Origin of the sequence: Desulfosarcina alkanivorans (assembly GCF_009688945.1) — a bacterium.
GTDB lineage: Bacteria > Desulfobacterota > Desulfobacteria > Desulfobacterales > Desulfosarcinaceae > Desulfosarcina > Desulfosarcina alkanivorans.
On sequence record NZ_AP021874.1, the window covers coordinates 7,268,963 to 7,282,593 of the forward strand.

Below are 13,631 nucleotides of genomic sequence, written 5' to 3' on the forward strand. Positions count from 1 at the left end.
TTTATAAGGCGGCTTCCACCTGGAGCAGATGTTTTTCCATGGCCTTCAGGGCGGCGCCTGAATCTCCTTTTTCCACGGCACGAAGAATACTGGCGTGACCGGAAAGGGACAGTTCCGCCCGGTTGGTGTTTCGGGGCACCCTGGTCCGGCTCTCGTCCAGTATGTCATTGAGCCGTTCAACCACTCTCAGCAGGGTGCTGTTCCGGGTCGCACGGGCCAGGGCCATATGGAACTCCTGGTCCAGATCGACGATCTGGTGGATGTCGCCGGCTTTTTCTTGACGCTCTAAAATACCTTTCAGTTCGGCGAGGTCTTCGGGCGACGCTTTCGCGGCGGCTTTCGCGGCGATCTGCGGCTCGATCATTCGCCTGAACTCGAAGATCTCGGCCAGTTTGTTCTTCTCCCGCTCGAGCGCGTGCGTGAGCAGGTCATCTATCGAAGCGTCGCGTTCATTGACTACAAATGTGCCTGACCCCACCCGGCTGACGAGCACGTTTTTTTCCTCCAGGGTCCGGATCGCTTCCCTGACCGGGTGGCGCGACACCTGGAAGATTTCAGCCAGGCGACGTTCGGGGGGAAGTTGATCACCGTGCCGGAGCTTGCCTGCTTTGATCAGGTGGATGATCTGTTCGGCAATTTCCTGGTAGACCTTGGTCCGTTTGACCGCCTTGAGATCAATCTCTGCCGAAAAGGGGTCGTTGCCATGTTTGGGCTCGTTCATCGGTTGTCTGTCCCTTGCTTTTAAGGGCATTCGTGCAACTGCCGGCGCATTTTTTTTGAAGGCCTGACGTGCTGTTCCCTTTCCATCAGAACCGTTTCGCCGTCCGCAGGCTCCGGCTGAAAGGGTAAATCTTTTGTACCAATTTAATTTGGTTGTACCGATTTAGGAGAATTCTTCGATCAAAGTCAATCAAAAAATCACCATCCCGGATGATCGGGAACAAAACAGCAGCGATTCCGGAAAGGCGGACCCGCCGGGTGCACCCGTATAGTTCAGTAGGGCCGGCATGGCAGGCTGATAGAGGCGCGCACTGAGGTGGCGGGGGCCGGGGGAACACATGGACAGATTCGCAAAATCGATCCCGCGACCTCCCGCCGGCGTGTGGAACGGAACCACCGGCCTTTTCCGTATAAAGACGCCTTACGAGACGTGCTGTCCGTGCGAATGCTTCAGAGGCGGCGTTGCGGGAAGACCGCTGTCATCCAGCGGCGACGGGATCGGGAGAAGATCATTTTTGCCGGTTCCGGATTGCTTTGAGCAGATCTTTGATCTCTTTCAGTGAGAACGGTTTGTTGAGAAATGCGAAGGCACCGGACTGAAGGGCCGCATCGCGTGCGTCCGTCTGGCCATGCCCGGTCATGATGATGATGGGCAGCGGCAGGTGGGCCTGCCTGGACCACTTCAACAAGCTCATGCCATCGATTCCCGGCATGCGCATATCCACGAAGGCGGCATCATACCGGTCCTGTTCCATATGCTTTTTTCCTGAGACGCCGTCGTTGGCCCTGTCCGCCGTGTGGCCAAAATGGGCCATCATGTCGGCCAATGTTTCCTGGACGACGACTTCGTCATCGACGACGAGGATTTTCAAGGGTTCCGCTGATTTCATCCATGTCTCCTATTGCGCGCATTCAGGAAAAACAATTTCAAACCGTGTCCCCTGGTTTTCAGTTGTCGCGAAATGAATCCTGCCCTGAAAGGATTCGACGATCGATTTGCAGATCGACAGCCCCAGCCCGGTGCCCTTGTCCGGATCCTTGGTGGTGAAAAAGGGGTCGAAAATTTTTTCGGCCGCATTCGCCGGGATACCGATGCCGTTATCTTCCACGACAACGAAGGCTTCTTTTACGCCGCCGTTGTGAACGCCGGTCGCCACGAGAATGCGAGGCTGGTATACGCCATTTTCGATCGTCGCCCGATGCTCCACAGAGTCCCGTGCATTGGTCAGCAGGTTGAGAAGGACCTCCTCCACCGAAAATGAATTCACACAGACCGACAATGGACCGTCTGCCATTTCATTTTTCAGCAGCAGTCCATGGGATTTGAACTGGGCCGTGAGGAGATTCAAACCGGAGCGGACCACCTCGTTGAGATCGACGACGGTGGTTTCGGTACTGCCGGCATCTCGGGCAAACAGGCGCACATGATTGATGATGTGAACCATGCGCTCGGCCTGTTCAACAATTTTGCCGGTATTTTGACGAATCGTTTCCGGGGGCAGCTCCAGGCCTTCGTCCAGGCTGTCAAGCATGAGTTCCGCATATCCGCGAACGCCCACAAGGGGCTGGTTCAACTCGTGGGCGATGCCCGCCGCCATTTCACCCAGCGACCGCAGCCGGTCCGAGCGCATGCGCACGGTTCTCTGCACCGCCAGTTCTTTTTCCGCGTTTTCGCGTTTTTCTATTTCTGCCCTGAGTTGACTGTTTTTCAGGGCCAGGACGTCCTGCTGTCTTGCGGCCTCATCGAAGCGGGTTTTTAAAATCAGGTTCTGGGCGGAGAACCGGAGAATCAAACCCAGCGATACCAGCACCACTGCCGCCAGGGCGCCCATGCCCATGATCAGCCGCATGGGCGCCAGCGCACCGGCGATCTGTTTGCTTGGCATCCAGGCCAGGTAGGACAGATTCAGGTTCGGGATGGGCACGCGGGCCATCAGGATTTCATGGACTTCTCCTCCCGACGCAACGGCGTTGCTGGAGAAACCGGTTTTGGGCAGGGCCTTGATGCACCCCGGTGTCAATTGGGAGGCAATTTCCGGATGTGACCGGGCATCCGGCCAGTGCAACTGACCCTGCTCATCGATCAGTCCGGCTCCGCATAGTCCGGGGGGGCCGTCCAGGTTGACGAAATGGGAAAACAGGGTCTCCTCGTCGAACCATATGAGCAGCTGGCCGACAATCTGGTTTTTGTACAGGCAGGATACCGACATCCGCAGTGGACGGTGCCGGTTTTCACTCCCGAAACAGATCCGGGGCGGCCCCTGGGCGGCTTTGGGCGCTTCCAGCGGATCCCCGGCACGGTTGTCGGTGTCCACCAGCTGTTTTCCGGAGTTGTCTATAAAGACCAGTCGGGAATAGAGCCGGTGTCCATTGATCTGCCGGTACGCCAGGATCCGCTCCAGTCGTTTCCGAATCATGAACAGGTTGACTTTAAGCCCGTATTGCTCGGACATCCCCAGGGCTTTGTTGACAAAGTAACTGTTGATTTCACTGGAAAGGGCCAATGCGTTCAGATCGTATTTCCTTTCCAGGAAAAAATAGCCCAGCGAGTCCGCCCGCTTTTCCAGATCCAGACGGAAGCGGTTGCGGGACGCATCGCGCAGGGCAAGCTGGCTTTGAAAGTTGGAAATTACCAGGAATCCGATGTAGAGCACCAGCAGCAGGCATGCCGCCGTCAACGCCAGGAGGGGCTTTCGCCGGTCCATCGTTCCCAGGCCCGATCGGTGCGGCAAAGACGGTTGAATGGGTTCCCGGATCATGATGAGGTCCTGCTCCGATTCAGAAAAAGTCAGGGTAATAGGCAAAGACAGTCGGGTAGTATTTGGCCACTAACCGGTTGTAGGTTCCTTCTTCTTTGAAATGCTTGAAAAACGCTTCGAACGCGGCCAGCAGTTCCGGTGAGGATTTCGCAAATGCCGGGGCCATTTCCTGTTGCAGGGAAATGGGGCCCACCACTTTAATTTGACCGGGCCATTTCTCCAGGGCGATCAGCGCCACCGGAACGTCCATCAGGGAGGTGTCCGTTCTCCGGGCAATGACCAGCGGAATCATTTCATCCAGATCGCGTTCAGGGTCCAGCAGTTGGATGGTGGCGCCTGTTTTTCCCAGTTGATAAAGCCCCGGGTCCAGGCAGCTGTCTTTCAACGCCAGTACGCTGTGGCCGTTCAAGCCGGCTTTGACCGTGTCGATATCGTCCCTGATGCTGCCGCTGGGTGTCACCGGATTAATCTTTGAATCCGCGCGTGTGATGAGCCAGACACCGGTGGGGAAAGAGGCCGTTGAAAAATTGACGATTTTACGGCGCCATGCCAGCACCGTAAATCCAGTGGCAATCACATCGCCCCGGACCTCACTGCTGCCGGTCACCGCCACATCGTCACCTTCCGGCCGGATGGTTTTCCCTGTGAGATCCGGGATGATGGTGGGCCAGGAGGACTGGACGAACTCGTAGTCGACTCCCAGATGGGCCGCAAACCGCTGCATCAGTTCCACATCCAGACCGTCGCCCCGGCTGGAAACGAAGTTGGCGTAGGGGATGCCGAGATGGCGAAGCTTGCCGGCCTTGAGGACATCCTTCAAATCCTGGCCGTGTGCCGGCGGCCGCCAGGTTCCAAGGGCCAGAATCATGGCCCAGCCCGCTAATAGAAAGGTACTGCAGAACAACGATCTTTTACGAAAAACGGCGCTTGGGGAAGGGGATCTCGTTTTCAGGTTCGATCGGTTCGGCATGATTCTAATCTCCCTTTTCAGGATCAAAAAAATCACTCGGGTCGTCGAGCGGGGGGGGCTTCGGCCGCCCCGTCGATGGGCGCCGGGGCCGTATCATTGGGGGGGCACTGCCGGTATGATCGCGAATAACGGCATGCGTCGACGCCAGGTCGCACCAATCCGGGTCCAGGCAGGCCCTTTTCTTGGTCAACACCAAGCGGCCGGCCAACCGTCTTGGGACGTTTTCGATATCGGTCTCGATATTTCCACTGGGGGGGAATGGGGGGGCGCGGCGAATTTGCCCGGGCATTCAGCCAGACGCCTGTGGGACAGGCCGGCATTGCGGATTTCACCGCCTGCACACGCCAGGGCAGCAGGATCAGCCCATTGGCGATCAAATCGCCCATGCTCTGCGTCTGGCCGCTCATCGTGGCCACACCCGTTCGGGCTGTTTGCCGTGCTGTCCGGTCAGATCATTGAAAACGGTGGACCAGGAGGTGCCCACCCACCCGTAGGCGACCCCGAGGTGGTCTGCAATCCGCTGTATCAATTCCACATCCAGGCCATCGAGGCCCCTGGCGGTGGTTCTGACAAGGTGGGCACGGGGAACTCCCAGGTGGCGCAACACGTCGTGCTGACGGATTCCTTCCCGGTCCCCGGCGGCCACGGCCGGGCTGATGAGAAAAACCATGACCGCTGCAATGGAAATGATACCCATGGGTCTGTAGCCGGGGAGGTGGACGCGGTTCATGGTTTCAGTTTTTTTCCCTCCATGGCCCATCGCCGGACCAGTGCGTCTCAGATCGGCGGTTTCTCCAAAACTGCGCAAACAATTAGGCTTCACGTCCGGGTGATTGGGTTTCAGTCAATGGTTGGTCCAGGAAAACGTTCAACAAGAACGTTGAGGGTGAACACCCATTGGGCCGTTGTGCGGCACCTGCTGAAATTCCTGTCATCAAAGATGTCGGGAAAGCGGTTTTTTCCCTTCAGGTGCTTTGGTTTTCAACCCTATGCAATTCCGGATAGTTGAATTTATTGAAGGCCGACAGATACTAAATTTTTATCGGTGATGGTGTCAATGAATTCTTGCATTTTCAGTCCCTGTCCAAGCCGCTGGGTGAATGTCCGGATATATCGCGAAGGCTCTCCCGCCCGATCCAATTCGGCGCTGGGCGCCCGTCCGATTCCTTAAAGGGGGAAATCCTTTGTATGCCGCTGCCGGCATTCAAACGGTCTGTACCCTTGACGCGATCGGGCAGAACACGGCCGGCCGATACCCGGGCCTGTTTCCATGTTGCTGCCGCCGGGCGCATCGGAAGCCAATGCCAATTTTTCCGCCGACCGTTGTGCCGGTAAGGCGATTCTTACAGACTGTAAACGAGTCTGACACCTTTATTCCCCCATGAAGTCCTCTTTTTACTGCCTGCGCCGAAAATAATGATTATAAAACAATAAGTTGTTTAATATTCCCCTGCCGGCTGGCCATGGTACACAATTTGCGCTGCCTGAAATACGAAATCAAGCCAATAAATGTGACGATTCGCCCTGGAAACAGGTCGCATTTGCCCGATCGATTTTCGGCGAAGAGCGAAGAAGAAAAGAGATTGAAAATGAGTGTCGCAAAAGTGCTTCTGGCAGATGACGAAAAACCCTTTGTAGAAAACTTGATCAAGCTGTTGAAAATAAGAGATATTGATACGGTTCCCGCATTTAACGGCCGGGAAGCGCTGGACCGCCTGGAGGAAGACAATACCATCGATGTCGTTGTCTTGGATGTCAAAATGCCGTTGATGGACGGCATGACCGCCTTATGGGCGATCAAGAGCAGGCATCCCCTGGTGCAGGTCATTCTGCTCACCGGCCACGCCACGGTGGAAAACGGAATCTCGGGGATGAAGATGGGTGCCTTTGATTATCTGCTGAAGCCTTGTGACGTGGGCCAGCTGGTCGCCAGGATCATAGAGGCAACCCGACACAAGCGACGGCATGAAAAAAAGATCATGGCAATCAGGAAATGGGGGCGATTGGTTTGCGGAGTCCCATCGGAAAAGCCCTCCCTGAATTATCCCCGAAACAGTGGACACGGTTAAACGCCTGCTGATGCGTTGTCGCCTTTCAATTTGAACGGGCGTTGGATACCGGAATCCAAACCATATCGAAGAAGGCTGCCATTGACGGCTTTTTCCGTTTGGATCTGTTTTTTAAAGATGGCGTAGTCCGGACGTCGCGGCATATGGATCAGGTGGGAGAGGCAGGAACAGTCCGATGCCCCGAACCCGGCAATCGGACGGGATGCCCCTTTCAGGCCGGCAAAAACGCCCGCCCAGCGATGCTCTCTCCGGATCGGGTCATTCGTGGCCCAGATTTCAATGGGATCGAGGGCGTGTTTGATGTAATCCAGATGCCAGTGGCGGCGGGTTGATGGTTTCAAGTGGTGGGCGAGCCTGGAACGCAACCCGCCGGGGCCGAACGCACTTCCCACGTAAACCCAATATCCGGCGCCGACCTGTGTCGGGCCCAGTTTTCCCACCACCGCCTGGAAGGGGGTTTCACACCTGAACAACAGGGCGTAGGTGCCCGGCTGACTGGTTATCCGGATCGATTGACGGACCATTCCCCTCACGCTTTACCGGGCCATGCATCGGCATTGCTTCGATGGATGGACCGGATTCTGGTGCGACAGGTTCCAGAAGTTGATGATATGGATCAGGAACCTGAAGCAAAATTGGGCACGCCCATGGCGGGGCCATGCTCAATGATAGAAGGCGCAGGCCGGCACAGGTAACCAGCCGTTTCATTCTGTCGGATATCCCCCGGGATAAAATTGATTGGCAGGCTTCGTTCCGCCGGGAAAAATCTGATTCAGGAGCTTCGGAATCTCGCTCGCGCTCCGTCAGGGCTGGAAACCAATGATCGATGGCAAATTAAAAGGGACCCGCATATATGTGTGTAAGCCCCTTATTTGTTTGGCGCGCCCGGCAGGGATCGAACCTGCGGCACCCAGCTCCGGAGGCTGGTGCTCTATCCACTGAGCTACGGGCGCGTTGTGATTTGTCGTGGGTAAATAGAGGATTGGCGGCCACAAGTCAACCCTCTTGTTACACCTGAAACAAGGTCCCTCCCGATTCATCGAGGGCCGCCTTGGCCTCACCCACCACGTACAGGGAGCCGGCGATGCAGACGGCATCTTCGGGGCGGGACGTGGCAATGGCATGGCGTACGGCATCGCCCACGTCGAAGATGGTCTGGATGTCTGAAATCAGAGGCCTTGCAGCGGCTTCAAGCGTTTCCGGGGGCAGGGACCGGTCGATTTTGGGCCGGGTGATGATCAGGCGTTCGCAGGGGGCCAGCAGATCTTTCAGGATCGACTCGTAGGGCTTGTCATCCAGGATGCCGGCCACCATGGTGATGCGCCGGCCGGCCAGGGCATCCTGAAGGAACCGCCCCAGGCGCCGGGCGGCCATGAGGTTATGCGCCCCGTCCATGATGACGTAGGGGCTCTGGGAAACCACTTCCAGACGCCCCGGCCAGCGGTTCTGGACCAGGCCGGACTGGATATGGTCCCTCGACAGGCGGTCCTGGCCCCGCATGAGAATCTCACAGGCCGCCAGGGTCAGGGCCGCGTTGTCCACCTGATGGCCGCCCAGGAGGCTGGTCTGCATGCCCGTCCAGTGGTTATCGATGCCCAGATAGGAAAAGCGGTCTTTGCCGGTGCGGCGGACCCGAAAATCGCGTCCCTTCATGAACAGGGGCGCCGAATTGGCCGATGCGGCCTTCTCGATGACGGTCTTGGCGCTTTTCTGGGTCACGCCGGTCACCACCGGTATGCCGGGCTTGATGATGCCGGCCTTTTCTCCGGTGATGGCCGCAATCGTGTCGCCGAGATAGGTTTTGTGTTCCAGCGAAATATTGGTGATGATGCACAGTGCCGGCGATACGACATTGGTGGCGTCCATCCGGCCGCCCATGCCGGTTTCGACCACGGCGAAGTCCACCCTTCGCCGGGCGAATTCGTAAAAGGCCATGGCCGTGGAAAATTCGAAGAAGGTGGGTTCCCGGTCGCCCTGGTGAACCGATTTGACGGCTTCCCAGGAGGCCACCACGTCCTCATCGGAAATCGGTCTCCCATTGACACTGATGCGCTCGTTGAACCGGATCAGGTGCGGTGAGGTATAAAGCCCCACGCGATACCCGGCGATCTGCAGGATCGTGGCCAGGGCGGAGGCAATCGAGCCCTTGCCGTTGGTGCCGGCGATGTGGATGGCGGAAAATGTTCGCTGGGGATTGCCGAGTCCGGCAAGGATACTGGTGATGGTAGAAAGGCCGAGAATGATGCCGAATCGTCTCATGCTGTACATGCTGTCGAGGCATTCGGTGTATGCGCAGTTTGGCATTGCAGCGACTCCTAATTGCCCTGTGGTACAACGCGGATGAATCAAATCGTGGGCGATGCTTGCTGCCGTCTGCCGGTCGATGGATGCTGCCTGGCCGGTTGAATCGGCATGGTACCTGGGGAGAGGGAACGAAATCGATCGAGTTCTTTGACGAGGTCCGTAAAACGTTCCGGATTGCGTCTTTTCCTTTCAGGACGGAATCCACCGGTATGGGACGATACCGGAATCCGGTCTGGGCGGAGATGACAACAATGAGGGAATGGGACTGCTTACGCGTTCATCAATTTTTGGCTCATAAACGATCACGAACCCAAAACAGAAAACCCGGCGGGGAAGCGCTCCCTACCGGGTCATGTGCTCAAACGGGTGCCGCTAACGATATCTCCTGCTTCGAGCAGCGGCGATGCGCTGTCTACGCAGGGCTTCACGCTCTTTGCGACGACGGTACTCGCTCGGTTTCTCGTAGCTTTTTTTAAGCTTCAGGCGTTTGAACAGACCATCATTCTGAATTTTTTTCTTCAGAATCCGCATGGCCTTTTCGAGATCGTTGTCGAAGACTTTAACTTCAATTGCTTTCAAACTGACTCAACCCCCCTTTTTCCCATCGCGTCGACAATCTGGCTATGCTGTTTCAACCATGATGGTTATTTCGATATTTTTAGTAAACGCCATTCGTATCAAATAAAAAAAAAATATTCAAGAAAAAGATTGTTCCTGCAAAAATACAGATTTTGAAACCTGAAACGGTGGCCTCCACCGGAGGGGGCCACCGCTTATGAAACCCGCTTAATCAAGCTTTGAGACCAGCTCGGCCGTCACGTCCGTTACGCTCGGGGCGCCGTCCAGGGTGATGTACTTCATGGACGCGCCCTCGCCGGCCAGATCTCTGAAGTAATAGGCCGATGCCAGGGTCCCTTCGGTGGTGTCATAATAGATGTTATGACGTTTGTTGATCGCCTCTTCATCCTGATCGTCGTCACGGGTCTTCAGCTCGCCGCCGCAAACCCGGCATTTGTCGCCGTCGGGTTTGATGACGTCGATGTAGATGTTGTTGGGATGGTTGTTGTCGTTGACGCACAGGCGACGTCCCATGATCCGGTTTTTGGCAATTTCGCGGTCCAGCAGGATCTCGACAACGATGTCCAGGGCCATGCCGGCTTCCTTGAGTGCTTCATCCAGCTTGATGGCCTGATTTTTATTGCGCGGGAATCCGTCCAGCAGCCAGCCGTTTTTGCAGTCGTCCTGCTGCAGTCGGTCGAGGATCATGGGGATCGTGATTTCGTCAGGAACCAGGTCGCCTTTGTCGATGTAGGCCTTGGCCTGGGCGCCGAGTTCGGTTCCCTTGCCGATGTTCTCACGAAAGATCGCCCCGGATTCAATGTGGGGGGTGTTGTACTTGTCTTTCAGGATTGCGCCTTGCGTGCCCTTGCCGCTTCCGTTGGGGCCAAAAAACAAGATGTTCATTCACATTCTCCTTTCTGTTTCCCGTTCGCTGTAACAGGATCATTGAAAATACCAATCGCACGATGATGCCGGGCGTCGCGCTTTCAGACCAGCGGTTGGAATTCCCGTGCAATCGTCGTCTGCCGTTCTTGTCGGTTGCGTGCGGTGGTCGGCCGCATCAATTGTTGTTGATTGGTTTCAGGCGGGCTGGCACCGAAGTGTGAATGCTCCAGCTAACCGCGTTACTACAGAAATGAGGGGGGCTTGTCAAGCGTCGGCGCAGCGGGCCCCGGCCTCAGTCTTCCGCCCGCCGGCTGACGTCATGCGGCAGGAGATGGGTGCCGACCCATTCCAGGGCCTGGTCCCGGGTGGTCAATTCGCCGGACAGCCGCCGTTCATCGACTTCTCGCAGTATGCTTTTGAACCGGGGGGACGGGGAGAGGCCCAGGACCGCAATCAGGTCGCGGCCGCTGATCAGCGGCGGTACGGCGGCCTTTCTGCGGCGGGTATCGACGTATGCCGCGACCAGGCGGTCGCAAAAAAAGATGAAGCCATTGTCCCTGGCTTGGAGGACCTCGCTTTTGGCCATGATGTCCGCCATGGCATGCACGATGATCGGCAGGGCCAGGTCGCCGCAGCGGTTGAAAAAACGGATCATGCCGCGGCGGCCGAGGGTTCCGTTTTCAGACGCAAGGTACAGGAAAAGGGGGCGGATGTGATGTCGGATGATGGCATCGGAGACGTGGCGCTGCCGGTTGGAAAGCCTCAATCGCCTGCTGACCCCGGCGGTGATGTCGGCACTTTTGGCGGCGTGCCCGGGAAAGCCGACGCGTCCGCGGCTGTCGACGGACCGGGTGGCCGGTTTGCCCGCATCGTGAAGCAGGGCGCTGTATTTCAGCATGGCCGCATGGCCATGAAGCTTCGCGGCGTCCTCGGTGGCCGTCAGGTCCGGAAAATGGCTGTCAAAGTCAGCCAGCAGGGCTTCCAGCCTGGTATAGACCCTCAGGCTGTGGTCGAATACATCGAACTGGTGGTGGCGGTTCTGGGTGCATCCCACGGCCGCCTGCAACTCCGGGAAAATGGCCGTGAGCAGGCCGCTGGCTGCCATGCGCATCACGACGGGGCCGGAATCGGCAGTGCCGAATATCTTGACCAGTTCCGCCCAGACCCGTTCGCCGGCGACGCCGGTCACGAGGTGACGGTGGCGGCCGATGGCGTCCTGGGTTCCGGCGTCGATGGAAAAATGAAGCGTTGCCGCCATGCGATAGGCCCGAACCAGCCTTGCCGGATCTTTTTCAAAGGCTGTGGGCGACACCATGCGGACGGTCTGGTTTTGCATATCGGCCTGACCGCCGGTGCAGTCCACCAGCCGCCGCGCCTTCAGGTCGTAAGCCATGGCGTTGATCGTGAAATCCCGCTGCTGCAGATCGGCTTCGATGGATGGGTGGGCAAGGGGGGTGATGTCGATGATTGTATCCGGCGACGCGACCCGCAGGACGGCAAATCCGTTTTTTCCCAGATCGATGACCCTGCCGCCGGTTCTGGCGGCGATGTGTCCGGCGACGCCGGTAATGTCACCGGATACCACCAGATCGATGTCTGTCGGCGAGCGGCCTGCCAGCAGGTCGCGTACGGTTCCGCCGACCAGGTAGACCCCATCGGGGCGGTCCGGCAGAAAATCAAGCGTGATGTTGGTTAACCCATTCATTTGGAAGCCAATTTTGATTCAGGTGCGTACCGGCATGGCCGGACATTCTGCCGGGGCGAATAAACCAGGCGTGCGAAGGCCAAAATCCCTTGACACCAGTGGGTTCATGGTATAACAGTTTTTCATATTCTCTCGTACAGGCCCGGCTGGTGGGGTAAACCTAAACAACTTCTATCACAAAAACACGCATATTCCTCCAAAAAATCAACAGACCAACCCAATTCACCTGAAAGGCACCGTTGCTAGTGGCATTCAAAATGCCGGATTAGGGTGTTAAACCTTTTCGCCATCTTGAAAAATCGGAAGCCAGGGGCGCTGTTGTTTTCATATAGAACATTTATACAGGAACCATACATGCAGAGGGTAGGCGACATTCAATCCGAAAACGGGGTGTGTTGATGAACATCGTAGAACTGAAAAACAAGAAGATCAATGAACTGACCAAAATGGCCAAGGACCTCAATATCGACGGGGCGGCCGGCATGCGCAAGCAGGAGCTGATATTCTCTTTGCTCCAGGCCCAGATTGAAAAGAACGGACTTATTTTCGGGGAGGGAACCCTGGAAATCCTGCCCGACGGATTCGGTTTTCTTCGCGCCCCCAACTACAACTACCTGCCCGGCCCCGACGATATCTATGTCTCACCGTCACAGATCAGGCGGTTCAACCTGAGAACCGGTGACACCGTCTCCGGCCAGATCCGTCAGCCCAAGGAGTCCGAGCGCTATTTTGCCCTGCTGAAGGTCGAAGCGGTCAACTACGAAGACCCGGAAGTGGCCCGGGAGAAGATTCTTTTCGACAACCTGACCCCCCTGTATCCGGAGAATAAAGTCAACCTGGAGACCGATCCGGAAAACTATTCCGCCCGGATCATGGACCTGCTGACGCCCATCGGCTTCGGTCAGCGCGGGCTGATCGTTTCGCCGCCCCGCTCCGGCAAGACCATGCTGCTGCAGTGCATCGCCAATTGCATCGTGAAAAACCACAAGGACATCGTGCTCTTTGTCCTGCTCATCGACGAGCGCCCGGAAGAGGTCACGGACATGCAGCGTTCGGTGAAGGGGGAAGTGATCAGTTCCACCTTTGACGAACCGGCCGAGCGACATGTGCAGGTGGCCGAGATGGTCATCGAAAAAGCCAAGCGACTGGTGGAGCACAAAAAGAACGTGGTGATTCTGCTCGACAGCATTACCCGGCTGGCCCGCGCCTACAACTCGGTGATGCCCCCCAGCGGCAAAATACTTTCCGGTGGTGTGGATTCCAACGCCCTGCAGCGGCCCAAACGGTTTTTCGGCGCCGCCCGCAATATCGAGGAAGGGGGCAGCCTGACCATCATTGCCACCGCCCTGGTCGATACCGGCTCCCGCATGGATGAAGTCATCTTCGAGGAATTCAAGGGCACCGGCAACATGGAAATCCAGCTGGATCGCCGCCTGGCCGACAAGCGCATCTTCCCGGCCATCGACATCAAGAAATCCGGTACCCGCAAGGAGGAACTGCTCCTCGACGAAGCGACGCTGAACCGGGTCTGGATTCTCAGGAAACTGTTTTCTTCCCTCAATCCGTCCGACAGCCTTGAATTTTTACTTGAAAAAATGAACGGAACCAAGGATAATAGCGATTTCCTGGATTCAATGAATGCTTAAAAATGATTATAG

General features: G+C 56.9%; 12 protein-coding genes and 1 tRNA gene. 2 read left to right on the top strand and 11 right to left on the bottom strand.

The annotated features are described in order from the left end of the window. Position 1: 1 nt before the first annotated feature. From DSCA_RS31630 to DSCA_RS31650, 5 genes are all read right to left on the bottom strand, one after another. Positions 2 to 721 carry a FadR/GntR family transcriptional regulator gene (locus DSCA_RS31630; RefSeq protein ID WP_167528045.1) on the bottom strand — a complete coding sequence of 240 codons (720 nt, stop codon included), beginning with the start codon at positions 719 to 721 and terminating at the stop codon, positions 2 to 4. A 508-nt stretch (positions 722 to 1,229) separates the two neighbouring features. Continuing rightward, positions 1,230 to 1,610 carry a response regulator gene (locus DSCA_RS31635; RefSeq protein ID WP_155320215.1) on the bottom strand — a complete coding sequence of 127 codons (381 nt, stop codon included), beginning with the start codon at positions 1,608 to 1,610 and terminating at the stop codon, positions 1,230 to 1,232. A gap of 9 nt (positions 1,611 to 1,619) precedes the next feature. After that, complete coding sequence (locus tag DSCA_RS31640; RefSeq protein ID WP_155320216.1) at positions 1,620 to 3,479, bottom strand: sensor histidine kinase; 1,860 nt, start codon at positions 3,477 to 3,479, stop codon at positions 1,620 to 1,622. A 19-nt stretch (positions 3,480 to 3,498) separates the two neighbouring features. After that, positions 3,499 to 4,347 (bottom strand): transporter substrate-binding domain-containing protein, encoded by an 849-nt coding sequence (locus DSCA_RS31645; RefSeq protein WP_155320217.1) that lies wholly within the window; start codon positions 4,345 to 4,347, stop codon positions 3,499 to 3,501. Between the two features lie 505 nt (positions 4,348 to 4,852). Further along, positions 4,853 to 5,179, bottom strand: coding sequence for a type 2 periplasmic-binding domain-containing protein (locus DSCA_RS31650; protein WP_155320218.1), 327 nt, complete (start codon positions 5,177 to 5,179; stop codon positions 4,853 to 4,855). An 859-nt stretch (positions 5,180 to 6,038) separates the two neighbouring features. On the opposite strand from DSCA_RS31650, the gene DSCA_RS31655 reads away from it, so the two are divergent. Continuing rightward, positions 6,039 to 6,518, top strand: coding sequence for a response regulator (locus DSCA_RS31655; protein ID WP_155320219.1), 480 nt, complete (start codon positions 6,039 to 6,041; stop codon positions 6,516 to 6,518). Here DSCA_RS31655 and DSCA_RS31660 read toward each other — a convergent pair. The 6 genes from DSCA_RS31660 to DSCA_RS31685 form a co-directional block, all read right to left on the bottom strand. After that, on the bottom strand, positions 6,515 to 7,042 hold the full coding sequence (locus tag DSCA_RS31660) for a GIY-YIG nuclease family protein (RefSeq protein WP_155320220.1): 528 nt from the start codon (positions 7,040 to 7,042) through the stop codon (positions 6,515 to 6,517). The two genes, DSCA_RS31655 and DSCA_RS31660, sit on opposite strands and share 4 nt — an antisense overlap. Before the next feature lie 353 nt (positions 7,043 to 7,395). Then, positions 7,396 to 7,471: transfer RNA gene (locus tag DSCA_RS31665), tRNA-Arg, on the bottom strand. A gap of 55 nt (positions 7,472 to 7,526) precedes the next feature. Beyond that, positions 7,527 to 8,822 carry a bifunctional folylpolyglutamate synthase/dihydrofolate synthase gene (locus tag DSCA_RS31670; protein ID WP_231716331.1) on the bottom strand — a complete coding sequence of 432 codons (1,296 nt, stop codon included), beginning with the start codon at positions 8,820 to 8,822 and terminating at the stop codon, positions 7,527 to 7,529. 372 nt (positions 8,823 to 9,194) lie between these two features. Further along, a complete protein-coding gene (rpsU, locus tag DSCA_RS31675) occupies positions 9,195 to 9,401 on the bottom strand; it encodes a 30S ribosomal protein S21 (protein ID WP_054691100.1) in 207 nt (68 codons plus the stop codon). Between the two features lie 207 nt (positions 9,402 to 9,608). Next, positions 9,609 to 10,286 carry an adenylate kinase gene (locus DSCA_RS31680; RefSeq protein WP_155320221.1) on the bottom strand — a complete coding sequence of 226 codons (678 nt, stop codon included), beginning with the start codon at positions 10,284 to 10,286 and terminating at the stop codon, positions 9,609 to 9,611. A 274-nt stretch (positions 10,287 to 10,560) separates the two neighbouring features. After that, on the bottom strand, positions 10,561 to 11,973 hold the full coding sequence (locus tag DSCA_RS31685) for a CCA tRNA nucleotidyltransferase (RefSeq protein ID WP_155320222.1): 1,413 nt from the start codon (positions 11,971 to 11,973) through the stop codon (positions 10,561 to 10,563). Positions 11,974 to 12,371: 398 nt separating this feature from the next. Here DSCA_RS31685 and rho point away from each other — a divergent pair, with 398 nt between their 5' ends. Next, a complete protein-coding gene (gene rho / locus DSCA_RS31690; protein ID WP_155320223.1) occupies positions 12,372 to 13,619 on the top strand; it encodes a transcription termination factor Rho in 1,248 nt (415 codons plus the stop codon). Positions 13,620 to 13,631 lie beyond the last annotated feature (12 nt).